Source organism: Streptomyces avidinii (genome assembly GCF_014650695.1).
Taxonomy (GTDB): Bacteria; Actinomycetota; Actinomycetes; order Streptomycetales; family Streptomycetaceae; genus Streptomyces; species Streptomyces avidinii.
Genome location: NZ_BMVL01000002.1, coordinates 518,775 through 543,415 on the forward strand (window position 1 = coordinate 518,775; position 24,641 = coordinate 543,415).

A 24,641-nucleotide genomic window follows, 5' to 3' on the forward strand; every position below is an offset into this window, starting at 1 on the left:
TCCACTGTCCCGGAACAGGCCAGGAGAGCCGGCGCGTCACAGCCGAAGGGATCCTTCACCCGCCGATCCCACCATGCCCGCTCGCCGGGTGCCGCCTGATTGCTCCAGGTGCGCAGCCCCGGCTCGCGAACTCGACCTGGCCCGCAGGATTGTCGGGGCCCGAACGGGTAGGAGCAGTAGACACCGACAGTTCGGCCGCCGCGGCAGCCCCGTGCGGCCGAAGAGAGCAGGCAGATCATGGCGAAGCAGCAGAGACCAAACCAAAGCGAAGCAAGCAGGCACACCGGTCCACAGCATGGTTGGTCGCCGGACGTGGACGCGACGCGACAGCAGGAGAATCCGAGTGCCGAGCGGTCTTTCCACGCGGAAGAGCACGCTCCCGCTCGCGGTCCCGGCCGTGAGGTGTCCCAGGAAGAGAACAAGGGCTCCGGCGTCGATGTAGGAAAGAGCGAAGGCCGCAGAGGAGAGCAGCAGACCAAGGGGGCCAAGAGCCCCAAGGGCATGCATGACATGGGGCCGCAGGGGGCCTCGCGCCGTCCCAGTGGCACACGGGACGCGTCGGCGGTGACCGGGATCGATCCGCAGGACCCTCCCGGCAAGCGGAACGCCGGCTGACTGGCCCGGCAGATGGGCGCTCTCATCTCAACGGCAGTGGCTTAGCACCGCCTCGACCACTTGGCCGACAGAGATGCGCAGGAGCCGGGCATCGGGCAGCGACGCGTGTGCGTCGCCGGGCCGCAAGGGGTCCTCTCCCTCGCGCGGGCACCACAGCACCCGGTGTTTCGCGTGAGCGGGCGGGCCCCACAGGCGGGGGGCGACGGGGCCGAAGAGGACGACGGACCGGGTGCCCAGGGCCGTCGCGAGGTGCGCCAGACCCGTGTCGCCGACCAGGACACAGCGCGCACCGGCCACGAGTGCGGACAGTTGGTCGAAGGGGACGTCACTGGAGCCGCCGACCACCGCCTCCGGTGACAGTCCCGCGTCGCTCGCCACGCGCCGGGCCAGCGCCCCCTCGCCCGCGCCCGCCGTGACGACCACGGCCTGGCCCGCTCGGCGGAGGGCGCGTACGACCGCTGCGAACCGTTCGGGGGGCCACCGGCGGGAACCGGCGTCGGCGCCGGGGTGGACGACGACGGCGCCCGGGGCGGGTGAGACGCACGCAGGAGCGGCGATCGAAAGGTCCGTGGGGTCGGCCTCGATGCCGTACCAGCGCAGCAGGCGGCACCAGCGTTCGCGCTCGTGCTCGTCGTCGCGCCACTCGGGTCCGAGGACGTCCGGGGTCCGTACGTGCCGGTAGGCGAGGAGCCGGCGCGGCCGCAGCCGCTGGAGGAGCAGATGGCTGGGGGGCCCGTTCCCCTGCAGGTCCACGGCCAGCTCCGGCGGCGGCCCCTCCCAGCTCAATTCGGTGGGGACGCCGCGGCCTCGCGCGGTCGTGGGCAGGACCCGGTCCACGAGTCCGGTGGCAACGGCGACGGTGGCCAGCCGGTCGGGTGCGGCCAGGACGATGTCGCCATCCGGCATGCTCCTGCGCAGCGCCCGCAGGCAGGGCACCACCGTCAGCAGATCGCCGAGGCCCAAGGCCCGCAGAACCAGTACCTGGGGGCGGCTGTCGGCCGACACCCGCCTTCTCGGAGCGGGACCTGCCGGCTTGTGCACACTCATGAGGTCCTTCCGAGGCTCAGCAGGGGGACGGGCCGCCGATCCGACCGCTGTCGCCGGCCGGGATCCGTACCTGAGCGGTGCCCTCCAGGGTCGCTGCCGAGCCGCTCCGCCCAGGAAAGCGCGGGTCGCGCGGCTGCTGCACTCCACTGTCGCGAGGACGGTCCTCCGAGGCACGCCGGGCTGGGCCGCACGGGGGGTGACGGCTCCGGACGGCCGCTGTGAGCAAACACACCGGCTGCCCCGTAGGCCTTGGCAGGCCAGGGGCCGGGGCCTCGCAGGGGGCCGTCGGGTGTCCCAGGTCACCGAGGTGGGTGGGAGGTTCTGCCACCATGGTCCGCGGGCCAGTTCCTCCCCCTTCTGCTGCCGGGTGTCGCCGTGCGCGTGGGGCGGTGCGGAGCGCCCGTTCCTTCCGCCTCCTGCGCTTCGCGCTCCACCCTGGGTCCTGCTTGTGTCTGCCTCTGTGTCCGCGTCCTCTTCCGCTCCCGTGCCCGACCGCTCCGTCGACCGCTCCCCGTGGCGGTCCCTCCGCTACCGCAGCATGCGCTGGTGGGCCGTCGCGAACTTCGTGTCCAACGCGGGCACCTGGATGCAGCTGACGGTGCAGAACCTTCTGGTCCTGCAGATCACGGGATCGGCCGCCGCCACCGGCCTGTCCGTGTCCATCCAGATGGCGCCCGGCCTGCTCCTCGGCCTGGCGGGCGGCGCGGCCGTCGACCGCTTCCCCCGCAAGCTGACCGCCGCCGTCGCGCAGGCCCTGCTCGGTGCGGTGGCGCTGGTGACGGCCCTGCTGGTCGCGCTGGACGGCCTCGACCTCCCGGTGCTGCTCGCGCTGGCCGCGGTGACCGGACTGATCGCCACCGTCGACGGCCCTGCGTGCGCGCTGCTCGGCAACGATCTCGTCCACGCCCCGGACGTGCCGTCGGCCATCGGGGTGGGTTCGCTCGTCCACAGCGCCGGACGGCTCGCGGGCGCCGCGCTCGCCGGCGTGGCCGTCGGCTTCCTGGGCACGGCGGCGGCCTATGCGGCCAACGGCTTGTCGTTCCTGTTCGTGGCCTGCGTGATCCCGTTCCTCAAGGCGGCCGGCCCCCGAGAGGCAACGCGGGCGGTGGTACCCGCACCCGCGGTGGTACCCGTACCCGCTGGGCGGCCGGCGCTCGGAGCGGTCGCGGCGCGGGACATGAGCGCCCGGGAGGGGCTCGCCTTCTTCATGGGGCGCCCGCGACTGGTCGCCCTCGCCGCCCTGAACGGGATCAGTGCGCTGTTCGGCCGCAACTACTCGCTCACCCTGGTGGTCCTGGTCACCGGGCCCCTCGCCGGAGACGCGGGTTCCTTCAGCAAGGTCTCCACCGTGCTGGCCGTCGGCGGGATCGTCGGGGCGGTCCTGGGCGCCCGGCTGCGCAGGCCGAGCGTCCGCATGGTGGCTGTCCTGACCCTGGCCGGGGCCCTCCTGCAGATCCTGGCTGGGCTTACCCCCTCCCTCCTGGTGCTCCTGGTCCTCGTCCTGCCCATGGCGATCGCGGAATCCGTCGGGGACACCGCCCAGTCCACGGTGCTCCAGACCGATCCGCCCGCCCACATGAGGGGCCGTATGCTCGGCGCCTGGTCCAGCATCCGCACCGTGTGGGGCCTGGCGGCGCCGCCGATGCTGGGACTGTTCATGGAGCTGGCCGGCGTACGGGTCACGCTGATCGTTGGTGGACTGGCCATCGCCACGTTCGTCGTCGCTGGTTACCTGCTGCGGGGGCGCAAGCCCCGCAGCCGAGCGCTCACCCGGGGGCACGAGGCTGCGGTGCCCGCCCAGGCCCGGCTGAGCACCGCCGCCTGATCTGAGCACTGCGCGTCCGACACGCGGCCCGGTCCGTGACGCAGCGCGTGCCGGCCCGCCCCGCTCAGGGGGCTGACCGCGCACCCGAGGCGGCCCGTGCAGCGCGATCCGCGATGCCGGTCGTGGAGCGGCCGTCGAGATAGGGCAGGACGACGGCCTGTCCGCCCCAGCCTCGCAACGCCCGCGCCTCCGGAAGATCGTCCGCCGAATAGTCGCCGCCCTTGACCCAGACGTCCGGCCGCAGGAGGCCCAACAACGCCTGGGGCGTGTCCTCCTCGAAGGCTACGACGGCGTCGACGCTGCCGAGCGCCGCCAGCACCCGTACGCGGTCCTCCAACGGGTTCAGGGGGCGCCCCGGCCCCTTGAGCCGCCGCAGCGAGGCATCCGAGTTGACGCAGACGATCAGACAGTCGCCGATCCGCCGCGCGCTGTCCAGCAGGCCGACGTGCCCGGCGTGGAGCAGGTCGAAACAGCCGCCCGTGGCGACCACCGTTCCGCCCCGAGCCCGTACGCTCGCAGCTGTCGCGAAGGCGTCGCCGCCCGCGGGCCGGGCCGATGCGCTCCGGGGGGACGTTTTCCACAGGTCGCGGTCGCAGGCGCCACCCGCCGATACGAAGGCCGCGGCAGCGGCCACCGCCAGCTGTACCGCCTCTTCCGGCAGGCCCCCGTCCGCGAGTGCGGAGGCCGCCACGGCGGCGAAGCAGTCGCCCGCTCCGCACGGATCTCCGACGGCTCGGTAGGGGGCCGGTACGAGCATCGGTGCCTCGGACAGGGGCCGGGTCAGCAGAACCCCCCGCTCGCCGAGGGTCACGGCCACCGCAGCGGCCCCCCAGCGCTCCGCCAGTTCCGCGCCTCGCCGGGCGTGCGCCGCCAGGGAGTCTCCCCCGTCGGGGCACAACGCGGTCGCCTCCGCCGCGTTCGGTGTCACCAGGCGGGCTCCGGGCACCGGGGGGCCGCCCCGCGGGTGGGGGTCCCACACCAGCGGAACGCGGCCAGCGCTGTCGGTGAGCAGGGGCCGCAGCGCCTGGGCCGTGCCCCTGCCGTAGTCGGCGACCAGGACGGCCTGCGCGTCGGCCAAGGCCCGGCCCACCTCGGCATCGGGGAGGCCGACCTGGCCGCCGCCCCGGTCGATCCGGACCAGAGGACGGCCATCGGCCAGTACCCGTGTCTTGACCGGCAGAGAGCCTTCGAGGGGCAGCTCCACCAGCCGGACACGGCCGTCCAGCACCTCCCGCACACGGTTGCTGGCACGGTCCTCGCCCAGTGCCGTGATCAGGACGACTTCCCGGCCCGAACGCGCGGCCAGCACAGCGGCCAGTCCTGCGCCTCCGGGTCGGGAGAGGTCGTCCGTGACGTCGACGACGGGTGCCGGGGCGTCCGGAGCAAGACGGGAGGCGACCCCCCGGATGTCCCGGTCCAGCAGCACGTCGCCGACCACGACGAGCGGTGCTCGGCCGGTCATCTGGTCCTCCTGACTGCGGCGACGGCGCGTCGGGGCGCCGTCCTGACGGTGGCGGTGCCGGAGGAGGCAAGGGCCGCGTCGAAGGACTCGCACAGGAGGTGCACGGCCACCAAGTGGGCCTCCTGCACGGTCGCCGTCGAGGCGGTGTCGATACACAGCGCCTGGTCGGCGGCCTCCGCCAGCGGGTTGGGGGCGGGTCCGGTCAGGGCCCAGACCTCCACGCCCGCCTCGCGGGCCGTCATCGCGGCCGACAGCAGGTTGCCGCTGCGTCCTGACGTCGACAGCAGGACCAGGACGTCACCGTCCCGGCCGTGAGCCGCGACCTGCCGGGCGAAGACCTGCTCGAATCCGTAGTCGTTGCCGATCGCGGTGACGCTGGACGTCTCGGCGTGCAGGGCGATGGCCGAGTAGGGCGGCCGCTCCTCGCGGTAGCGGCCGACCAGCTCAGCGGTCAGGTGCTGTGCCTGGGCAGCGCTGCCGCCGTTGCCGGCCGCGAGGAGGCGGCCTCCGGCGGGGAGCACCGCGGCGAGCCGGTGACCCCAGTGGGCGAGCTGGTCCAGACCGTGGACGCGCAGACGTCTCAGCGCGTCCTCCAGTGCCTGGCAGTGCTGTTGGGCTCCTGTGGTTGCGGAAGATCGGCTCATGGCGTCGGAGCGGCCGCTCGGGAGCGGTCCGCACCCCACCTCCTTCAGGCAATCGGTACTGCGCGGAGACCGGTCCGGTCATGACCGACCAGAGGCGTTCGTCGGACAGAGGCAGGACGGACGGTCGAGCGGCAGACGGGGCTCACGTCGTCGTCCCGGCGACCACGAGCCGCCCGGCGAGCACCGAGCGGTAGGACCGTTCCGTCGCGGCGGCGACCTGGGACCAGCCGTAACGGCTCAGGACGCGCCGCCGTCCGGCTTCCCCGTACGCCCGGCGGGCTGTGTCGTCGGCCAGCAGCTCGGCGGTGGCCATCGCGAGCGCGGGTACGTCTCCGGGCGGTACGAGTCGTCCGGTCTCCCGGTCGGCGACGGTGTCCTGCTGGCCGCCGACGGCGCTTGCCACGACGGGCCGGCCGCAGGCCATGGCCTCCAGCGGTACGATGCCGAACGGCTCGTAGTCCGCCGGGCACAGCACGACGTCGGCACTGCGCAACAGGGCCGGCACGGCGTCGCAGGGCACCGCGCCGACGAAGCGCACGCGGTCCAGGACACCCGCCCCCCGGGCGAGGGCGCGCAACCGCCGCACTTCGGGGTCGCGGTCGAGACCGCCGGGTGGGGGGCCGCCCGCGACCAGGAGCTCCGCCTCCGGGAGGTGGGCGAGAGCGGCGATGGACAGGGCCGCCCCCTTGCGGGGGACCAGCCGGCCCAGCTGGAGGAGCCGGTGGCGGTGGGCGGTTCCGCGCTCCGCGACCGGTCCGTCCGGCCGGAACCGCTCGGTGTCCACGCCGCACGGAACGACATCGGCCTTGTCCACGGGCAGGCCCATGCGGGCGAGCTCGGTGACCTCGTCGCTGCAGGTCGCCACGACCCGGTCGCAGCCCAGTCCGACCTCCCGCTCGCATCCGATGCGTGAGGGCGGGCTGGTGTCGGCAGCGCCCTGATGGCGCCGCTTGACGGTTCCCAGCGCGTGGTAGGTGTGCAGCATCGGCAGGCCGAGCTCCCTCACCACCGCCAGCGAGGCGAGTCCGGACATCCAGAAGTGCGAGTGAACCAGGTCGGGCGGACCGGTCTCCTGCCAGAGGTGCATCAAGTAGTACGCGAACTCGCGCATGTGCGGCAGCAGTTCGTCCTTGGGCAGCGGTTCGGCCGGACCTGCCGGAACGTGATGGACCGTCACGCCCGGTCGCAACCGGCTGCTTGTCGGCAGGTCCCGGGAGTCCCGCCGCGTGTACACCGTGACGCGGTGACCTCGGTCGGCCAATGCTCCGGCCAGGCAGGCGACATGCACGTTCTGGCCGCCGGCGTCCACTCCCCCGAGTGTCGCGAGGGGGCTGGCGTGCTCGGAGACCAGGGCCAACGACAGGGGCCGGAGCCGGTTGGGGGACCGTATCGATCGGGCAGCGGGGGATGTCATGACCGTACCTCCGTCATCAGGCGCTCCCAGTCGGCCAGGAAGCGTTTGAGGCCGTACCGTTCGAGCGCGGCCTGCCGGGCGCGCGCGCCGTCCTCAGCGGCCGCCTGGGGTTCGTTGAGGTAGTGGACGGCCGCTCGGGCCAGCACGTCCGGCCGGGTGGACAGGACCCCGGTGCCGGGCAGGACGGCCTCCACGGCCTCCGTGGCGGCCAGCGCCACGACGGGCATGCCCAGGTGCATGGCTTCCAGCAGCGACAGTCCCAGCGAGGTCCAGCGCACGGGATGCAGGTAGAGGCGGCGCTCCGCCATCGCCGTGTGCAGCTCGCCCTGGGGGAGTTCGTAGGCGCGGCACCGTTGCACGGACAGCCCCAGGTGCTCGGCGATGCCGTGGGTGCGCATACCGAAGACGTCCAGCGGCGCCGCCCGGGCCAGCTCGGGCAGGAGGTCCGTTCCGGTGTGTCGCCACCGCCTGATCGGGTCGTTCGTCACCACCGCCGCGCGAGGGAGCAGACCGGTGTAGAGGTGCCCGGGGTCCACGATGCCGTGCTCGATGACCACGGTGCGGGTGGCGCCGTTGTCCCAGAACTGCCGGTTGAAGTGGGTGACGTGGACGAGTGTCAGGTCCTGGCGGTCGGCGCAGGGGTGGCGCGTGTTCGGTACGTCGCCGTCCGGTGCGTTGTGCTCCAAATACACGGCGGGAACGTCGCGTCCGAGGCGGCGGCCCAGCCAGCGCTCGGCCAGCGCGATCTCGTGGGGCCGCTGGAGCACGACGAGGTCCACGGGAGAATCGGCCAGTTCGGCCGGCGTGACCTCCCGCACCGAATCGGGCCAGCTGAAGGTGCGGGCGCGGCCCAGCCCGTCGGGTCCCCGGTCCGGGGTGACCGGTACGAGGTAGGTGTGCGGTCCCTGGACGAACGCGGTCGTCCAGGAACCGTGCACGTGCCACAGCAGGATGTTCATGCGGTCACTCCTCCATCGGTCTCGCTCGGCTCGGGCGGTCGCGGTCCGCGGTCGCCCGGCGGGCCGCCCGTGAGGAGTCCGGCGACTGCCGCCAGCACCTCGTCGTCATCCACCGAGTCCAGACAGGGGTGCCCCGCCACGGGGCAGACCCTCGCCCTGCTGCCCGCGCACGAGGCCCGCTGATCGCCGAGCAGCACGTGCGGCACCCGGTACGGTCGCCAGCGGCCGGCCGGCACCACGGGTGCGAACAGGCACACCACGGGCGTGCCCACGGCGGCGGCCAGATGGGTCGGCCCCGTGTTGCCCGCCACCACGACCCGCGCGGCGGCCAGGACACCGGCCAGCTCGTGCAGGTCGCCCGTGACGCCCCCCAGGTCGAGTCCGTGGCGGCCGGCCACCTCTGCGGTCAGCTCCTTCTCCGCAGGGCTGCCGGTGACCACCACCCGGTGCCCCGCCTCGTGCAGCGCGGCGGCGGCCCGCGTTGCTCTGGCCGGGCTCCAGGCGCGGGCCGCCACCGCGGCTCCCGGATGCAGCACCACGTAGGGCTCGGGACCCGTCAACCGCGTCGTGTCGGGCGGGGCGAGCACACGCAGGGCGCCGCCGTCACCGTCGGGCAGCGCGAAACCGAAGTCGCGTACCAGGTCGAGCGCCGCGTCCGCCTCGTGCCGGTCCGGCAACCGGTGGTGACGCAGCGCGAGAAGGGATCCGGGGTACTCCTCGCAATCGGCCGCTACCCGCTCCACCCCCGCGAGCGCGAGCAGCAGGGCCGCCGGCAACGGGGACTGGTGGTGGGACACCAGGATCACGCCACGGTCGAAGCGGCCGGCCGCCAGGGCGTCGACCAGCAGACCGCACTCCTCGCGCGAGGTGCGGCCGGGCTCCAGCCCCACCCAGGGGGCCTCGTACACCAGCACCTGGTCCACGCCGGGCAACAGCCGCGCCGCGGCGATGCCCTGCGGCCCGCAGAGCAGCGTGGTGTGGGAGGAGCCGGCCGCCACCGCGCGCACGGCAGGACCGGCCAGCAGCACGTCTCCGGCGCTGTCGAGGCGTACGACGAGACTGCGCGGGGCGTTCATCCGCCACCGCCGACAGCGGGCGGGCGCTCCGACACCGGTCCACGGGACGGCACGACGTCCGTGCCCCGGCAGGCTCCGGAGCCTGCCGGGGAGGAGAGGAGCCGGACGGCGGTGAGCAGATCGCGCGCCGTCTCGTCGGCGGCCGCGACCTCTTCGGGACGGGTCACGGGCGTCGGCACCAGCACCCCGCGCGCACCCGCGGCGGAGGCGGCCCGCACGTCGGAGCCGATGTCTCCGACGACCACCGTGCGTTCGGGGGCCACGCCCAGCCGCTCACACGCGGCGAGGATCAGGCCCGGTGCGGGTTTGCGGCAGCCACAGCCGTCCGCCCGGCCGTGGGGGCATACGGCCCACACGTCGAACGGACCGAACAGTTCGTCCACGCGTCGGCATACCGCCACCACCTGCTTCTGCGTCAGGAGCCCGCGAGCGACTCCCGACTGGTTGCTCACGACACCGACCGGAACCCCGAGCTCGCGCAGCGCGGTCACGGCGGCCCGCGCCGTGGGCAAGGGAGAGACCCGGGCGGGGTCGCCGTTGTACGCGACATCGACGACGAGCGTGCCGTCACGGTCGAAGAGGACCGCTTCCGGCAGCCGGCCGGTCGTCCCGGACCGACGCGGGTTGCGGGCCGCACGGGGAGGCTCCCACAGCCAGGGGACGGCCCCGGCTCCTGGTCCACCGACGGACATGCCTCCGACGGGCGGGCCTGCGACGGGCCGGTTCCTCACGACCCCACCTGCTCGCGGAGAGCCTCCCGCGGAGCCGCCGAGCAACTTCCGGGCGGCGCCGCCGGATCCGCCCGGTGGACACGGCGGTGTACGACCGTCCCCCGCAGCCAGTGCCAGACGGCCACAGCGGGGATGACCGCGCTCGTGACCGCCATGGTGACGACCTCGGACCGGGTGCGGGGACCGGGTGCGATCCGGGCCGCGGCGAACTCGACGGTGCCCGCCACCCAGCCGACCGCGCACCACGCGGCGGCGCCGCTTCTGCCTGCCACCGCACAGCCCACGGCCGCGGCGGCGGCCGCGGTCACGGCGACGTGGCGCGGCAGGCGCCCGCGAGGGGCGGCTGCCCGGCCCCACCAGTCGTGCCCGTGCAGTCGGCCCATCAGTACGTCGTCGGCGTTGCCGGCCTGGAGCCGGACGGAAATCCAGCGATCCGCGGGGCGGACCGGATGAGTGGTACGGCGGCTTCCAGGGGTCAGGACCCAGCCGCCGTCGATCAGGCGCAAGGCCAGCTCGGCATCTTCGCGGAAGGCGCGCCGGAAGCGCTCGTCGAAGCCGCCCGCGGCGTCCAGTGCCTCCCGGCGAAACGCCATGTCGGCGGTGATCCAGCGGGCGGTGGCGAGGCCCGCGGTGTTGCGCTCCCAGTCCGTGGGGCGGCGGCCGTGCGCGAGGGGGACGTCGATGCGGGCCGTGACGGCCGCGGTGTCGTGGGAAGCGGAACCCAGATCACGCGCCAGGTCCTCTCCCCACCCTTGTCCCGGCACCACGTCGTCGTCCAGGAAGACGATCCAGGGCACCGGACCCGCCGCCCGCAGCCCCGTGTTGCGGGCGGCCGCGGGGCCCCGGGCCGGGCCGGCCACGACGGTGGTGATCGGGCGGAGCGCCGCGGGGACGTCCAGAGCAGGAGGATCTCCGTCGGGGCCGGGACGGTCGTGTACGAGAACGATGCGCTCCGGGCCGCGCCCGGAGGCCGTCGCGGCCGCCACGGCGTCCAGGCAGGCCCTGAGGCTGGGCCGGCCGAGGGTGGGCACGACGATCGCGTACGGAGGCGGAGTCACGGACGCCTGGAGCATGGTGGTCAGCCTTCCTCGGCGGTACGGAAGATGCCGTCCCGGCGCACGGCGTAGGGCCCGATGGCCAGCAGGTCCACCGGCGACGAGCCGAAGCACTCCAGGGCGTCCCGTGGGTCGTCGACCATCGGCCGGCCGGCGGTGTTCAGGCTGGTGTTGACGACGACCGGCAGTCCGGTGCGCCGTTCGAACTCGGTGAGCATGCGCGCCACCAGGGGCTCACGCTGCGGATCCACGGTCTGGATGCGGGCCGTGCCGTCGACGTGGACCACGGCCGGGATGCGGTCGCGCCAGCCGGCAGCCACGTCGTGCACGAAGAGCATGTACGGGCTGGGCAGCGGTCCGTCGAAGATCTCGGACGCCCGTTCGGCGATCACCATCGGGGCGACGGGGCGGAACTGTTCACGGCCCTTGACGTCGTTGAGACGCTCCAGGTTCCCCGCGTGCCCGGGATGGGCCAGCAGCGAACGGTGCCCCAGGGCGCGCGGTCCGAACTCCGAACGCCCTTGGAACCAGGCCACGATGGCGTTGTCGGCGAGCGCCTGCGCGACGGTGGCCGCGATGTCCGGGGGCCGCTCGAAGGGGACTCCCGCCGTCTTGAGCCAGGCACCGAGTTCAGCGTCCGACCAGTCGCGGCCCAGATCCGCTCGGGCCATGGGCTCCGGGGTGTCCCCCGCCCCGGCGGCGAGGAGCAGCGCGGATCCGAGCGCCGTTCCCGCGTCTCCGGCGGCGGGCTGGACCCACACGCGGGAGAACGGACCCTCGCGCGCGATGCGGGAGTTGGCCACGCAGTTCAGCGCGACGCCCCCGGCGAGGGTGAGCACGTCGTCGTGGGTGCGGCCGTGGAGCCAGCGGACCAGGTCGAGCAGCGTTTCTTCCAACACGGCCTGCGCACTGGCGGCGAGATCGGCGTGGGTCCCGGTCCACGGCTCGTCCGCGCCCCGGGGTGCGCAGAACTCGTTCCAGGGGACGCCGGTGGCGTGGAAGCCGCCGTCACCCGTGGGGTACACGTAGCGGCGCAGCTCGTCCAGCATCCGCGGGCTTCCGTGGGAGGCGAGTGCCATCACCTTGAACTCGTCGGAGGACCTCAGGAATCCGAGGTGTGCGGTGAGTTCCTCGTAGACGAGTCCGAGCGAGTGCGGCAGGTCCTGCGCGTACAGCGGCTCCAGTCTGTCGCCCGTCCGGCGGGCCGCCAGGTGCGAAGCGCGTTCACCGCGTCCGTCGAGGACCAAAACGGAACTGCGGTCCGCGCCTTCGGCCGCGAATGCGCCCGACGCGGCATGCGCCATGTGGTGCGGAACGAAGCGCACGAGGCCGGGGTCGAGACCGGGCAGGGCGGCCGCCAGGAACCCCGGGGCCTCGCGCGCGTACGTCTGGCGGAGGTGGTCCCACGGGTCGTCCAGTCCCATGACGTCGGCCGGCCGCGCCAGAGCGGGGTCGTAGGAGTACGCCACGGCGTCGAGGTCCTGCGGACGCAGACCGGCACGCTTCAGGCACCAGGCCGCGGCCTGTTCGGGCAGTTCCCACGCGGAGAAGGGCACCGGCCGCTTGCCGTGCTTGCGGCGGGAGAACCGCTCCTCCTCGGCGGCGGCTACCGTGCGGCCGTCGATGACGAGAGCGGCGGAAGGGTCGTGGAAGAGCGCGTTGATTCCGAGGATGCGCATCGCGGAAGGGACCTTTCGGCTGGGGGCGCCGGGCGGGCCGCTCAGGGGGCCGCAGCCCGCGGCGAACGTACGGGGAGCCCGAAGGGGTCAGTCGTGGCAGTGCGCCCGGAACCAGGCGATGGTGCGGCGCAGCCCCTCCTCGGCCGCCACACGCGGCTCCCACTGGAGCTTGCCCCGCGCCAGCGTGATGTCGGGGCAGCGCACGGTCGGGTCGTCGGTGGGCCGCTCGATGAAGGTGATCTCCGAGGAGGAACCGGCCAGTTCGACGATCCACCGGGCGAGCTCCAGCATGGTGAGCTCGTCGGGGTTGCCGAGGTTCACGGGCCCCCGCATCCCGTGGTCGGCCGCCGCGAGGATACCGGCGACGGTGTCCTCGACGTAGCACAGCGAACGGGTCTGCAGGCCGTCGCCGGTGACGGTCAACGGGGTACCAGCGAGCGCCTGGCGGATGAACGTGGGAACGGCGCGACCGTCATAGCCCCGCATGCGGGGACCATAGGTGTTGAACAGCCGCACGATGCAGGCGTCCGTACCGAGGGCCGAGGCGTGAGCGGTGGTCAGCGCCTCGCCGAAGCGTTTGGCCTCGTCATAGACGCTGCGAGGGCCGACGGGATTGACGTGTCCCCAGTACCGCTCGTTCTGGGGGTGTTCCTGCGGATCGCCATAGACCTCCGAGGTGGAGGCGAGGACGAAGCGGGCCCCACTGCGGTGTGCCAGTTCCAGGGCATTGCGCGTGCCGAGGCTGCCGGCCTCCAACGTGTGGAGGGGCAGGCGGAGGTAGTCGGCGGGGGAAGCGGGCGAGGCCAGGTGCAGAACGATGTCCGGGTCCCTTCGTACGCTGAAGGGCCGCGAGACGTTCGTCTCCTGCAGAGTGAATCCGGGACGGTCGACCAGTTCCGAGATGTTCTCGGGCCGCCCTGTGCTGAAGTCGTCGACACAGGTGACGGCGGTCCCTGCGGCCAGCAGGGCGGAGCACAGGTGTGAGCCGACGAAGCCCCCGCCGCCGGTGACGACGGCGTGCTCCCAGCGCGGCGCATGCGATGAGCCCATGGCGATCTCCTCGGGCGACAGGGACGGCGAAGGACGCAGGAACCGGGAAGAGCCGATATCCGGGCCCGCCAGGTCGGGTGGATCCCTGCGAGTACGGCCCCCAGCCTGCCGCAGCCCCGGCAGAGCGGCATTGGGGAAGCGGCAGTCGGGTGATGTCATGGCATGGCCGCGGCCGTCGTCGCTGACACGTTCCTGTCGCGAAGCCCGCAGCGAAGCCGGTAGCGAAGCCGGTCGCACGTGCCGAGACGCGGCAGCACACCGGCCGGGCACCGGTGCTCCGGGACCCGTCCTGCCGGTGGCCGTGCTCAGGCGAGGACGACGCAGGCGGCGGCCGGGACGTCCAGCCTGCCGGCCAGGCGGAGCCGCCCGCTCTCGGGATCGGTTTCGAACCAGGTGACGTCACCTGACCACTCGTTGGACACGTACAGATGGCGCGCCGACGGGCCGGCCGCCAGATGCCGGGGCCATTGACCGCCGCAGTTCGCGACATCCGTGATCCGTGGCTTCTCAGGGCCGTCGGACAGTGAGAGGGTGGTGATGAGGTTGCTGCCCCGGATCGCCGCCCAGACGAAGCGGCCGTCCCCCGGGACGAGCGCGACCGACGGGTACTCCCTCGCGTCCGCCGCGTCGTCGCCCGAGCCCAGCGCGACCTCACCGGTGGGGTACAGGTGCCCGGAGGCGGCGTCCCACCGGCAGACGGTCAACTGCGGTTCCAGCTCGTGGAGCACGTACGCCACGTCCCCGCGAGGGTGGAAAACCACCTCCCGGGGACCGCTCCCGGCACGCAGCGACGTCTCGGCGCGAACGCGGAGGGGCCCGCCGGCCGGATCGGGCAGGCACACGCGTACCGAGTCGGTGCCGAGGTCCACGCTGAGCACCCAGCGGCCGCTCGGATCCGGCGTCACGTGGTGGGCGTGCGGGCCGGCCTGCCGTTCGGGGTCGGGCCCGCTGCCGCGGTGGCCGAGGACGACGGCGGGGCCCTCCAGCCGGCCGTCGCGCGCGATACGGAGACCGCTCACGGTGCCCGACGTGTAGTTGGCGATCAGCAGCCGGTTCCCGACGACGCTCACGTACGCCGGCCCGAGGCCGTCGACGGGGACGGGCCGTCCGAGCGGGGCCAGACCGTCGGCGGTGATCCGGTAGGCGGCCGCCAGCCCGTGATCGGTCCCCCCGGCGGCGTAGAGCACCTGTCGGTCGACGGACAGGGCCAGGCACGAGGCGTCCCCGGGACCGTCGACGACGCTCAGTACGGTCAGCGCCCCCGTGACGGGGTCCACGGCAGCCGTGGTGATGCCCTGGCCTCCGCCGGAGGCGAACGAACCGATGTGAGCGCGCTGTCCGACGCTTTGGTAAGTGCTTCCCGCGCCGCCCACCGGGTGGTCCTTCCGCCGTCGGTCCGCTGCTACGGGGCGAAGCTAGCAGCCGGCTGCCACGAACCCGTTCGACCGGGCCGGTGGGGGCGGCGGGTTCAGCCGTCCGGCCGTGGTACCTGGCCACGGCCACCACTGGTTCGACGAGACCACGCCGACGGCCGCGACGGCGTCCACAGCCGTGGCGCACGTGGGGCGGTCGCGGGGTCGGCGGGCACCCGCTCGGTGCCCGCCGTGTTCCCTGGCCTTCCTCGGCCCATCGTCGGGGAGGGCGACGGATGGGTCGGCACTCAGGGCCGGCGCCACCGGTCGTGGTCCATGTGCGACCCGGCCATGGGTCCCATCCGCACCATGCCGCCGTCCACCACCCAGGATGCGCCGGTGACGTAGGAAGCCGAGGGTCCGGCCAGGAAGGCGATGACGGCGGCGACCTCGTGGGCGTCACCCGGTCGGCCCGCGGGAATCCCCGGCCGGGACTCGGTGCGCACGTCCTCGTCCTCCTGGCCGGTCATGGGGGTGGCGATCTCCCCCGGGGCCACGGCATTCACGGTGATTCCGTATGCGGCGAGTTCGAGTGCCATCACTTGCGTGAGGAGGCCCAATCCGCCCTTGGCGGCGCAGTAGGGGCCGGCGCCGACGCGCGGCTGGTGCTCGTGGACGGAGGTGACGTTGACGATCCGTCCGCCGGTGCCCTGTCGGATCATGTGCCGGGCCGCTCGTTGACCGCACAACAGCGGCCCCACGAGGTCGACGTCGAGGACCCGGCGAACGGTGGCCAGGTCCAGGTCCAGGAAGGGGGTGGCGGTTCCGGTGCCCGCGTTGTTCACGAGCACGTCGATGCGCCCGAGTCCCTCGGCGAACTGGTCGATGACGTCGGCGGCGTCGGGAAGGTCGGTGAGGTCGAGCCGGGCGAGCACGGCGCGCCGACCGCGAGCCCTCACCTCGTGGGCCGTGCGCTCGGCGCCCTCCTCGTCCTCGTGCCAGGTGATGCCGACGTCCAGTCCGGCCGTGGCCAGATGCACGGCGACGGCGCGGCCGATTCCGGAGTCGGAACCGGTGACCACCGCCGTCGTGGGGGAAAAGTCCAGAGGACTGATCATGGTCGAGCCTCCCGTCAGGGCCAGGAGGGTTCGCGACGGGGCACCACGACCAATTCCCCGACCACGCTGCCGGCGGGCACGGACAGCGCGTAGATGACCGTGTCGGCAACGATCTCCGGACTCTGGAGCAGAGCGGTGTCGGCCTCCGGGAACCGGTCCATGATGAATGCGGTTTCCATTCCGCCGGCGATGATCCCGGTGACACCGATCCCGGTGCAGTCCCGCTGCGCCTCCTTGAACAGGGTGTGGGTGAACGCCCGCAGACCGGACTTGCTCGCCGCGTAGGGCCCTGCTTCGGTCCAGGTCCGATGGGCGGCGGTGGAGAGGATGTTGACGATGTGGCCCCCGCCCGCGGCCACCATGCGCCGGTATGTCTGCAGGCACAGGTACATCGGGCCGAGCAGGTTGGTGGTCACCACGTGCTTGACCTCCTCCGCGGTCAGGTGCTCGACGGACTTGGACACGTCGACGGCCGCGTTGTTGACGAGTACGTCCACCCGACCGCCGTCCGCCTCGACATCTCCGAGGACGGCCGCGACCGCGTCGGGGTCACACACGTCCATTTCGACGAAGCGGGCCCGGCCTCCCGCCACGACGAGGTCCGCGCAGAGCTCCTGAGCGAGGTCCTTGCGTACGTCGGCGACCAGGACGGCGGCGCCGGCCGCGGCGAGCCGCCGCGCGATGGCGGCGCCCAGACCCCGGGCCCCGCCGGTGACCAGAGCCTGCTTGCCCGTCAAGTCGATCTGTGCCCCGCTGTTCATCTGTGCCTCGCCTTCCCTCGGTTCCGGCGGGCCGGTGCCACCCCCGGGAGGGGAGGGGCCGGCGCCGTCGCGTCGTGTGGGTTCACTCTGGGCGGGGAGGGGGCACTGGGCGCGCGGGGTTAGGCCACCAGGCGGCTCCCACGGTTCTCTTGGATGCCGGCTCCCCGTCCGGCACGGACGGGGCAGTCAGGGCAGGCCGAGGCTCAGCGCCGGACGACTGCCGATTTGCCCGTAACTCATGGCGGGACCGGCGAGTGCGAAGACGTGGACGGAAACGGTCGGGCCGGCCTCGGGCACCGCTTGCAAGCGGTGGAAGAACGTCTCGTCGAAGCAGAAGCCCCGCCCCGCGCCCACCTCCTCCAGGTGCGGCGTGCTGCCGAGTCGGGCCCGCTCGTGGTGCAGCGCGCCCCTCGCCACGCACACGGCCCCTCGAACCTGTTCGTGGTCGAGGAAAGCGGAGCCGGGAGGCAGCACGTTCCGGGCAAGGACCCAGACCCCCACGTCGCCCGTTCGGAAGACCTGGATCCAACTGCTCTCGCCGTGCCCTCGTAGCAGCAGCGGCCGCCAGCGCCCGTAATCGTGTGCGACGTCGAAGGCGATCTCCAGGAACTCCTCCGGGGCTCTCGATCGTCCATCGCCCAGCGTGTCCGACCCGCTCTCCATGTCCACTCACCGCCTCGGAAGCGGACAGACGTCAGGCGCCGCCACTTCGAACATGTCCGCCGATCCGGAGAGCTCCAGTAGACGCACCATCTGGTGGCTGAGTGCCGTCAGGCGCAGTACCCGCCCCGATTCCCGGGCCCGCCGCCGTACTTCCAGAAGCACGCCCAGACCGGAGGAGTCACAGAAGGACGAACGCAGGAGGTCGACGACCAGCACACCTCCGGGTGGCGCCGCGTCCATGGCCGCCATCAGCTCCGACCGGAGGGTCTCGACGTGATCGAGGTCCATTTCCCCGCAGACATGAACGACGTGGGTCTCATCGGGGTTCGCCTCCAGAAGGTCCGAGCCGAAGTCCGCCGCCGTCGTCGTCCCGTTGGTGCCGGTCATGGCGCGCCTCCTCGTACAAGGGGCGTATGCCCGGCCCGAGGTACCACATGCCTGACCCCTCTCGAGCCCGTGGCAACGGCAGCCGGAGGGGTTCCGCCCCGTCGACGGCCCTGTGGCATCACCTACCGTGAGAGCCCGCTCATGTCGTCGCGCACCGAGGCAGTGGACGAGACAGCGGGGGCGTCGAGGGCTCGCTCCGCCCGGAGGACGGCAGCCGCCGGCCGCACAGGGGCGGCACTTCAGTTCTGCCCGGACCGATCTGCCCGTCGAAGGCCGGTGAAACCGCCGCTCAGACCTCGCGTGGGGCGGCGGCTGCGGGGACTCGGTTCGGGCGCGGGGCCGGCGCGGGCCGGAAGGCTCGGGGCTCATGGGCCGTGGCCGCCGCGGTTTCCCCGGAACCCGCCGGCCGTGGCAGCGTCGGCGTCGGCGTCGAGGAGATCGACCATCTGATCGAGGACCCTTCTGAGGTCCTGCCACGGCGTTGCGCGACTCTCCGGGTTGTCGAACGTCTCGCCGCGGCGAGTCCTCGGTTCTCTCGGCTCTCGTGGTTCCATCGGTGCCACCGTTCCTTGCTGACCCTGCCGGCCCTCCTTGTGACGGCCACTCGCACAGGCAGGCCGGGGCATGTGCACGCTCACTGGGCGTCTTCCCGGATACCGACCGTCCATGCCGCGGTGAGCCATGCTGGGCAGCAGCGGGCCTCCCCGTCCGCGGCAGGAATGGGCGGAGTGCCGACCGAGGCACGGCGGAGGAACCGCTGGCTCGTGCCGGCCCGCCCGTGCATGCCCGCTCATACCTGGCCCCGTGCGGAGGTGTGCCCCTCGGCGCGGGTGCTCGATCGCAGGTAGTGGTATGGCCGGCCCGGCCCCGGGCAGGCGCACCGTATGACCGTCTTCGTCGGCACGTCGGGATGGCAGTACCGGGACTGGTCGGGCGTCTTCTACCCGCCGGACCGGCCGCAGCGGCTCTGGCTGGAGGAGTACACGCAGCACTTTCCCACAGTGGAGGTCAACAACGCCTTCTACCGGCTGCCCACGCCCGAGACGTTCGCGCAGTGGAGGGCCCGCACTCCGCCCGGATTCGTCATGGCCGTCAAGGCGAGCCGCTTCCTGACGCATGTCAAACGGCTGCGCGAGCCTGCGGAACCGGTACGACGGCTCATGACACACGCCGCTTCCCTGGGTGACCGACTGGGCCCGATCCTCCTCCAGCTACCACCGACGCTGCGGGCCGATGCGGCCGCCCTGGACACCTGCCTGGCCTCCTTCCCCGCCGGCGCACGCATCGCCGTCGAGCCGCGCCACGTGTCGTGGTGGACCGATGAGGTACGCACGGTGCTGGCGGACCGCGGCGCGGCCCTGTGCTGGGCCGACCGCGGTTCCCGGCCCCTCACCCCGCTGTGGCGGACAGCGGACTGGGCCTACGTTCGCTTCCACGAGGGCCGAGCCAGGCCCTGGCCCCGCTACGGGCCCAAGGCTCTGCGTAGTTGGGCAGACCGCATCGCGGACGCGTGGCCCCGGGACGCGGATGTCTACGCCTACTTCAACAACGACCCCGGTGGTGCCGCCGTCACTGATGCGCGGGTCTTCAACCGTCTGGTGGCGCGCCGGGTGCACGAGTGACCGTCGGGGCCGGGGGCGGCCCCGGGCAGATGGGGACGGCCGTCGGCTCCCGTGCGAAGTCAGCGCCGTGGTGGCAGAGAGTGGAGCGTGACGCCGTACAGCCGCCCGTCGGCAACGGTGAGCGTCATGAACGAACAAAAGGGCTGGCGCCTCCGGTCGGTGGGCGAGCCCGGATTGAGCAGGCGCAGTCGCCCCGACGTGGTGTCCCATGGAATGTGGCTGTGGCCGAAGACCAGGACGTCCAGCTCCGGGAACCGTGCGGCGCAGCGCCGCTCTCGGCCATCCGCCGCACCCGTCTCGTGCACGACCCCGAAGCGCACTCCTTCCAGCTCGGCGTAGGCGACCTCCGGAAGTCTGCGGCGCAGTCCGGGACCGTCGTTGTTGCCGTACACCCCGATCAGGCGGCGGGACCTGGATTCCAGTAGGTCGAGCGTGGCCTCATCGATCCAGTCCCCGGCGTGGATGACGGTGTCGGCGTCGTCGACGGCGGCCATGAGGTCCTCCGGCAGCGACGAGGCGCGGGTGGGGAGGTGGGTGTCCGATGTCAGCAGGAGCCGCATGCGTTCCACCGTAAGGACCCCCGCCGGCGCCCGCACCGGCGGACACGGCCCGCTCGCCGGCCGCAGCCGAACCGCTCCGGGTGCCCAGGGCTCCGGCGCGCGGCCGCCCGCCACCTCGTCACCGTCGAACGGCCCCGGTTCGTGCCCGCCATGGCGACGCGGCGTCACACGTCTGCCGCGCTGGTCGCCTCCCCCGCATCCCCCGCATCCCGCGTGGCGCTCTCCCCGGCGATGGGCCCCTGCCCGGACTCCCATCGCCGGGACATCCCGCGGCTCCCGGCCTCGAGGCGAGGTGACGGGAGCCGCCTCAGTCGGCGGAGAGGGCCTGGAGAAGGTCGCCGACCTGCGGGTCGGGCAGGGCGCGCGCAACATCCGCCTGCGCGACGATACCGACGAGCAGGTGCCCGTCGATGACAGGCAGACGGCGTACCTGGTGCTGGCTCATCGTGCGCATGATCTCGGCAGCGTCGTCATCGGCACCGATGGTGACCGCCTCACCCTGCGCCGGCTCCCCGGCCTTGACCTCGGCCGGGTTTTGCCCGCGACCAGTATTCGCCGGCGGCCAGGTAGCGGAAGGAGTGCACGCTCTTGCCGGGCAGGGCTACGGTGACCGCGCGGGTACCGTCTTCGCGGGGCACTGGTCCGCGATGCTCGGGGAAGTGGCCCCTACGAGTATCCTCGCCGCCTCGCGTGATCATGATCATCGGCTGAGGCGCCGCGCAGGCTGCCTGGGGCTCCCCGTTGGTGCGGCAGCTGCTGCCGCCGGTCGCGGAGGCGGCCGAAATGCGAAGCTGTGGTGCGTGGCGACCACCGCCGTGGCTGTGGGGGGCGGCCGGCGGGGGCGTCGGGCCGCGGCCGCCGGCCTCGCCGGCATGGTGGTGGCGGATGTGCTGTAACGGGGTTGCGAAGAAGCTCCTCGTGCGACGCCGGCCTCCCTAGGAGTGGATCCCCCACCACGACGTCGAGGACCGGCCCGACAGCTCGCCGTTCCCGTCCGGGCACACCGCCGCCGCCTTCATCACCGCCGTCGCCCACACCTGGCCGTGGGCAGCGGCCGTATGCGCGCCGTACCAGGGCTCCTGGTGGGAATCGAACGGATCCACAGCGGCGCAGACTACCCTCCGACGCCACCGCAGGCACCGTCTGCGGCCTGACCGCCACCGCCCTCGTCCGCGCGGCACCACGCCTTCCGAAACGGATAGCCGCAGCACGTGTCAATTTCCGGAAAAATTGACGGATCAGATACTTTGCTCGACTGGTGCACACAATCTATCAATATCGCGAAATTGCTGGAGACCGAACGCAAACCGGAAGTCATTACGGGAACTAAATGCCGTAAAGCCCGTTGGGTGTCGTAGGCGGAGCGCCGCCGTGGATCATGCAGGATCCGGTGGGCCTCGATGACTTCGGCGAGTTCCGGCCCGGCCTACGGCCCGCTGGGGCGGGCGTCAGGATGCAGAGCACGGATCAGTGTGCGGTAGGCGCTGGTGATCTGCTCCGGCGACGCCTCCACCCGGAGCCTGAGCACCGCGTAATGGTCGCGCGACGGGCACCGGCCGCTCATCTCTCGCACCTCCGGCCAAATCTGAAGCAACCTCTCTCGCCGTCACAAAACCTGCGGGCGATGTTGTCAAGCCAATCCTCAGGGGTACATCGATTAAGGACGGAGTCATCCGGAGGGAGGTGAGGGATAATGATCACCGAGATGGCATTGGAGCGGGTGGAATTCACGTGCGGCCGATGCTGGCATGACTGGAGCATCGACTACGACGTGCAGCAGTACAGCGATGAGGACGGCGCCTGGGAGTACTTCTCACGGGACGGAATTCCCGTACCCTCCCCGTACACTCCCGCCGGCGCATCACCGTGTCCGGTGTGCGGCCAGCACTGGGTTGGCCGCCTCCGTGCGCGCAGGGTCATCCCCGCAGCACCGGGCCCGGCCGGCACTCCGCGCGAGAAGGTCACCGACGCGCCTCGTCACCGGCCCGAACGGCGCGGCGCCCCTTTGCTCCGCTCCATCGCGCACACCCAGCCCGAGCAGTTCGAAGCGGGCGCGGAGCGTCGCCGGCAAGCCTCTGCGGCCGCTGCTGACTGAGCCTCGCCCGCGTCCGCGGCGACAGCTCTCGGAGGACGTGCCCGGTGCATCGGCCGCTGGGCCGGGTGCAGAACATTTCCGGCGCGTCGGCGACCGCCCGGAAGCCCGGGTCGAGTTCACCGTGCTCGCGTGCCCGGTCAATGGCGTCGAGGACCGAAAGCAGCCTTCCCAGGACGTTGGCGACGGCGATCTCCCGTACCGCGAGGCGGTCGCGCCGCACCCGCTTGCGGTAGTGGTCGTACTCCGACTTCAGACGCTGCAGGTCGGCGGTCCGCTCGGCGAGCTGCGTCTCCCATGCCTCGGGCGAGCTGGCCGCGCCTGGAGAGCCGGGGTTCCCGACTCTCCAGCGTGGCTGCGCCTCCTGTGCGGAGGACTGCCGTCGGGCGGCCCTCAGCTTCGAGTATGGCGGGATCGATGCGCCGCTTGTCACGGATGACGACGGGCGGCTACCTTCGCGGCCCGTCGAATGACTGTGGCCGGCTCATCCCGTGTCTCCCTTCGCCTTCTCCTCGTCGACGATCTCGGCGTCGACGACTTCTTCGTCCTTACTGACGGCTCGCCGTCGGATGCCGCTCCAACGTCGCCCGCAGAGCTCTGTGCGTCGGCGTAGAGGGCGGTGCCGATCTTCTGGCAGGCCGTGCTCCGGCCTGAAGGGTGGCCCCGACGGCGACGACCTCGTCCGGGTTGACGCCCTTGTGCGGATCATTGCCGGTCAGCTCCTTGACCAGCTCCGTCACGGCCGGCATGTGACCGTCGGGCCCGTTCCGATCGCGGCCGCTGGAGGCGGCATGTCCGCAACCTCGCTTTCGCCCTGCCTCGGCGTCCAAAGTCTCGCCGAGGAACAGCCGGCGGCTGAGGCGGAACCCGGCCGCCCGGCGTGGCTCGTGGAACGCAGCGTCGCGTGGGATGTTCAGAGCTTGACATTCGGGGTATTTCGACCGTCCGGTAATTTTTCGAACTTCTGGAACAGCACACACCAAGCGGTGATCGCCATGTCCGATTGCAAGGTTCCCGACTACCGCACCGGCCGCCGCGGCCGCCACTGGACCCACGCCCTGCGCGCCGCCCAGAGGACGGGCGCCGTCATCGTCACGGACGACACCGGCCAGCTCGTCACCTACGCCCCCGACCGCACCGGCCCCGGACGCTTCCGTCCATGGACCACACCCACCGGAGTCCGTTACGACAGTCGTGACGTCCACCCCGAGTGGTGACAAGGTCGCCAAGCGGTCCGGTGGCCGGTCAGGTGGGGCGGCGTCAACGGGCCTGTTCACCCTACGGTGCTCGATCACCCGAGGTCGATGATCGCAACCACGGCCACGGCGAATCGGCGCAGCCAGCACGCCATAGACGGTGCGGGGCGGTTCGGCCTGGAGCGGCCCGGGAAGCGAGGAACGACGAGAGGGCGCTGCTGACGAGAATGCGGGAACCCGCCCGAACCGCCCTGCCGCCGCCCCCGTATGGCTGCCGCCGTGCGTGTCGGTCAGCGGCACGCGCACCGCCCTGCCCGCCGAGGATCCCATGCCAATACCTCTCACCTCACACCTTCTGGCCGCTGCTCATCAGGCCACTGCCCACCCCCACAGGCCACGAAGCGGGACCGCCGCTCTGGTGACGCGGCGCCAGGGTGCTCAAACGGTGCTGGCGCCGTGAGCGTCGCGGACCACGGCCATTGCGACCCATCGGATGAGCAGTCCTGCGGTGGTGAGTGCGGCGGCGGCGACGGCGTACCTCCACCGGGGGTGCTGAGCCACGGAATGCGCCTCTCTGTTCAGCCACGTGCCGGCACGGCCCCGGGCTGTGAAAGGGGATCATCCCCCAGGGACAGCCGGCGCCGGTCCTTCGCGGCACGGCCGTCAACTGGAGATGGCTTCCAGGAGATCGCCCACCTGGGGATCGGGCAGGGCGCGGGCCACGTCGGCCTGGGCGACGATGCCGACCAGGTCGTGGCCGTCGATCACCGGCAGCCGCCGTACATGGTGTTCGGACATGGTGCGGAGGATCTCGGAGGCGTCGTCGTCGGCGCCGATCGTCACGGCCTCGCCCTGGGCGAGATCGCCCGCCTTACAGGTCGCCGGGTCCTTGCCCACGGCGAGGACCTTGGTGACGATGTCCCGGTCGGTGAGCATGCCCTTGAGCTTGTGGTCGGTGCCGCAGATCGGCAGCGCACCGACATCGAGGCGTGCCAGCTTCCGCGCCGCCTCCAGCACGGTGGATTCGGCATCGATACATTCCGGTTCCGGGGTCATGATGTCGCGTGCGGTAGTCATCGCAGCCCTCCCGTCTCGGAGGTCGAAAGACTCTTACCCGGCCCCTGCCCCTTCTTGCCTCCCCTACGCACGCATCGACAGGCTCGTGTTTGAGGAGGATCGACGCCTGCGCTCATCGACCGCGTCCGTCGTGAACCTGGGCGCCTGGACCAACACTCACGAAGGCCTCAGCCCACATGCACGGGGGCGCCGCGAGGCCGAAGGGAGATATCCGGCGGGTGCCCCGGCAGGGCGGGAACTGCCGGGGCCGACGGAC

General features: G+C 72.4%; 25 protein-coding genes and 3 pseudogenes. 5 read left to right on the forward strand and 23 right to left on the reverse strand.

Going from position 1 to position 24,641, the window contains the following annotated elements; all coding sequences use genetic code 11:
• Positions 1 to 237 precede the first annotated feature (237 nt).
• Complete coding sequence (locus tag IE257_RS06670; protein ID WP_189965616.1) at positions 238 to 615, forward strand: hypothetical protein; 378 nt, start codon at positions 238 to 240, stop codon at positions 613 to 615.
• A gap of 27 nt (positions 616 to 642) precedes the next feature.
• On the opposite strand, the gene IE257_RS06675 is transcribed toward IE257_RS06670, so the two are convergent.
• Positions 643 to 1,662, reverse strand: coding sequence for a glycosyltransferase family 9 protein (locus IE257_RS06675; protein ID WP_189965618.1), 1,020 nt, complete (start codon positions 1,660 to 1,662; stop codon positions 643 to 645).
• A gap of 538 nt (positions 1,663 to 2,200) precedes the next feature.
• Here IE257_RS06675 and IE257_RS06680 point away from each other — a divergent pair.
• Positions 2,201 to 3,487 carry an MFS transporter gene (locus IE257_RS06680; protein ID WP_229920201.1) on the forward strand — a complete coding sequence of 429 codons (1,287 nt, stop codon included), beginning with the start codon at positions 2,201 to 2,203 and terminating at the stop codon, positions 3,485 to 3,487.
• A 64-nt stretch (positions 3,488 to 3,551) separates the two neighbouring features.
• Here the strand turns inward: IE257_RS06680 and rfaE2 are convergent, their stop codons facing one another.
• From rfaE2 to IE257_RS06755, 15 genes are all read right to left on the reverse strand, one after another.
• Entirely contained in the window at positions 3,552 to 4,949 is a 1,398-nt protein-coding gene (rfaE2, locus tag IE257_RS06685; RefSeq protein WP_189965622.1) for a D-glycero-beta-D-manno-heptose 1-phosphate adenylyltransferase, read from the reverse strand.
• Positions 4,946 to 5,593, reverse strand: coding sequence for a D-sedoheptulose-7-phosphate isomerase (locus IE257_RS06690; RefSeq protein WP_189965624.1), 648 nt, complete (start codon positions 5,591 to 5,593; stop codon positions 4,946 to 4,948). The genes rfaE2 and IE257_RS06690 overlap by 4 nt, the downstream gene beginning before the upstream one ends.
• A 142-nt stretch (positions 5,594 to 5,735) precedes the next feature.
• Positions 5,736 to 7,007 carry a glycosyltransferase gene (locus tag IE257_RS06695; protein WP_189965625.1) on the reverse strand — a complete coding sequence of 424 codons (1,272 nt, stop codon included), beginning with the start codon at positions 7,005 to 7,007 and terminating at the stop codon, positions 5,736 to 5,738.
• Complete coding sequence (locus tag IE257_RS06700; protein WP_189965628.1) at positions 7,004 to 7,966, reverse strand: glycosyltransferase; 963 nt, start codon at positions 7,964 to 7,966, stop codon at positions 7,004 to 7,006. Before IE257_RS06700 ends, IE257_RS06695 begins: the two co-directional genes overlap by 4 nt.
• The gene (locus tag IE257_RS06705) at positions 7,963 to 9,042 is read right to left on the reverse strand and encodes a glycosyltransferase family 9 protein (RefSeq protein WP_189965630.1); all 1,080 of its coding nucleotides are present in this window, start codon (positions 9,040 to 9,042) and stop codon (positions 7,963 to 7,965) included. Before IE257_RS06705 ends, IE257_RS06700 begins: the two co-directional genes overlap by 4 nt.
• On the reverse strand, positions 9,039 to 9,773 hold the full coding sequence (locus IE257_RS06710; RefSeq protein ID WP_229920163.1) for a D-glycero-alpha-D-manno-heptose-1,7-bisphosphate 7-phosphatase: 735 nt from the start codon (positions 9,771 to 9,773) through the stop codon (positions 9,039 to 9,041). The genes IE257_RS06705 and IE257_RS06710 overlap by 4 nt, the downstream gene beginning before the upstream one ends.
• Positions 9,770 to 10,846 (reverse strand): glycosyltransferase family 2 protein, encoded by a 1,077-nt coding sequence (locus IE257_RS06715; protein WP_189965632.1) that lies wholly within the window; start codon positions 10,844 to 10,846, stop codon positions 9,770 to 9,772. The genes IE257_RS06710 and IE257_RS06715 overlap by 4 nt, the downstream gene beginning before the upstream one ends.
• 5 nt (positions 10,847 to 10,851) lie before the next feature.
• The gene (locus IE257_RS06720) at positions 10,852 to 12,507 is read right to left on the reverse strand and encodes a carbamoyltransferase family protein (protein WP_189965634.1); all 1,656 of its coding nucleotides are present in this window, start codon (positions 12,505 to 12,507) and stop codon (positions 10,852 to 10,854) included.
• Between the two features lie 87 nt (positions 12,508 to 12,594).
• Positions 12,595 to 13,557, reverse strand: coding sequence for an NAD-dependent epimerase/dehydratase family protein (locus IE257_RS06725; protein ID WP_189965636.1), 963 nt, complete (start codon positions 13,555 to 13,557; stop codon positions 12,595 to 12,597).
• A gap of 305 nt (positions 13,558 to 13,862) precedes the next feature.
• Entirely contained in the window at positions 13,863 to 14,834 is a 972-nt protein-coding gene (locus IE257_RS06730; protein WP_229920164.1) for a lactonase family protein, read from the reverse strand.
• Between the two features lie 383 nt (positions 14,835 to 15,217).
• Positions 15,218 to 16,027 (reverse strand): SDR family oxidoreductase, encoded by an 810-nt coding sequence (locus IE257_RS06735; RefSeq protein WP_189965640.1) that lies wholly within the window; start codon positions 16,025 to 16,027, stop codon positions 15,218 to 15,220.
• A gap of 14 nt (positions 16,028 to 16,041) precedes the next feature.
• A complete protein-coding gene (locus IE257_RS06740; protein WP_189965642.1) occupies positions 16,042 to 16,788 on the reverse strand; it encodes an SDR family oxidoreductase in 747 nt (248 codons plus the stop codon).
• 186 nt (positions 16,789 to 16,974) lie between these two features.
• Complete coding sequence (locus tag IE257_RS06745; protein WP_189965644.1) at positions 16,975 to 17,451, reverse strand: cupin domain-containing protein; 477 nt, start codon at positions 17,449 to 17,451, stop codon at positions 16,975 to 16,977.
• A gap of 6 nt (positions 17,452 to 17,457) precedes the next feature.
• Entirely contained in the window at positions 17,458 to 17,838 is a 381-nt protein-coding gene (locus IE257_RS06750; RefSeq protein WP_189965646.1) for an STAS domain-containing protein, read from the reverse strand.
• A gap of 365 nt (positions 17,839 to 18,203) precedes the next feature.
• Positions 18,204 to 18,392, reverse strand: coding sequence for a hypothetical protein (locus IE257_RS06755; protein WP_189965648.1), 189 nt, complete (start codon positions 18,390 to 18,392; stop codon positions 18,204 to 18,206).
• A 330-nt stretch (positions 18,393 to 18,722) separates the two neighbouring features.
• On the opposite strand from IE257_RS06755, the gene IE257_RS06760 reads away from it, so the two are divergent.
• The gene (locus tag IE257_RS06760) at positions 18,723 to 19,460 is read left to right on the forward strand and encodes a DUF72 domain-containing protein (RefSeq protein ID WP_189965650.1); all 738 of its coding nucleotides are present in this window, start codon (positions 18,723 to 18,725) and stop codon (positions 19,458 to 19,460) included.
• A gap of 59 nt (positions 19,461 to 19,519) precedes the next feature.
• On the opposite strand, the gene IE257_RS06765 is transcribed toward IE257_RS06760, so the two are convergent.
• The 4 genes and pseudogenes from IE257_RS06765 to IE257_RS39335 form a co-directional block, all read right to left on the reverse strand.
• A complete protein-coding gene (locus tag IE257_RS06765; protein WP_189965652.1) occupies positions 19,520 to 20,020 on the reverse strand; it encodes a metallophosphoesterase family protein in 501 nt (166 codons plus the stop codon).
• A gap of 307 nt (positions 20,021 to 20,327) precedes the next feature.
• Positions 20,328 to 20,567 (reverse strand): annotated as a pseudogene (locus IE257_RS06770) (CBS domain-containing protein); the annotation flags it as partial.
• A gap of 388 nt (positions 20,568 to 20,955) precedes the next feature.
• A complete protein-coding gene (locus tag IE257_RS06775) occupies positions 20,956 to 21,123 on the reverse strand; it encodes a hypothetical protein (RefSeq protein ID WP_189965654.1) in 168 nt (55 codons plus the stop codon).
• Positions 21,124 to 21,446: 323 nt separating this feature from the next.
• Entirely contained in the window at positions 21,447 to 21,584 is a 138-nt protein-coding gene (locus IE257_RS39335; protein ID WP_372452965.1) for a J domain-containing protein, read from the reverse strand.
• A gap of 129 nt (positions 21,585 to 21,713) precedes the next feature.
• Between IE257_RS39335 and IE257_RS37960 the strand changes: the two genes are divergently transcribed.
• Positions 21,714 to 22,115 carry a hypothetical protein gene (locus IE257_RS37960; RefSeq protein ID WP_229920165.1) on the forward strand — a complete coding sequence of 134 codons (402 nt, stop codon included), beginning with the start codon at positions 21,714 to 21,716 and terminating at the stop codon, positions 22,113 to 22,115.
• Between the two features lie 169 nt (positions 22,116 to 22,284).
• On the opposite strand, the pseudogene IE257_RS39340 reads toward IE257_RS37960, so the two are convergent.
• Both IE257_RS39340 and IE257_RS06790 read right to left on the reverse strand, forming a co-directional pair.
• Positions 22,285 to 22,545: pseudogene (locus tag IE257_RS39340) on the reverse strand (nucleotide exchange factor GrpE); the annotation flags it as partial.
• Between the two features lie 211 nt (positions 22,546 to 22,756).
• Positions 22,757 to 22,876: pseudogene (locus IE257_RS06790) on the reverse strand (Hsp70 family protein); the annotation flags it as partial.
• Positions 22,877 to 23,107: 231 nt separating this feature from the next.
• On the opposite strand from IE257_RS06790, the gene IE257_RS06795 reads away from it, so the two are divergent.
• Positions 23,108 to 23,329: a hypothetical protein gene (locus tag IE257_RS06795; RefSeq protein WP_189965661.1), complete on the forward strand. Its 222-nt coding sequence runs from the start codon at positions 23,108 to 23,110 to the stop codon at positions 23,327 to 23,329.
• A gap of 642 nt (positions 23,330 to 23,971) precedes the next feature.
• Here IE257_RS06795 and IE257_RS06800 read toward each other — a convergent pair.
• Positions 23,972 to 24,385: a CBS domain-containing protein gene (locus IE257_RS06800; protein WP_189965663.1), complete on the reverse strand. Its 414-nt coding sequence runs from the start codon at positions 24,383 to 24,385 to the stop codon at positions 23,972 to 23,974.
• Between the last annotated feature and the right edge of the window lie 256 nt (positions 24,386 to 24,641).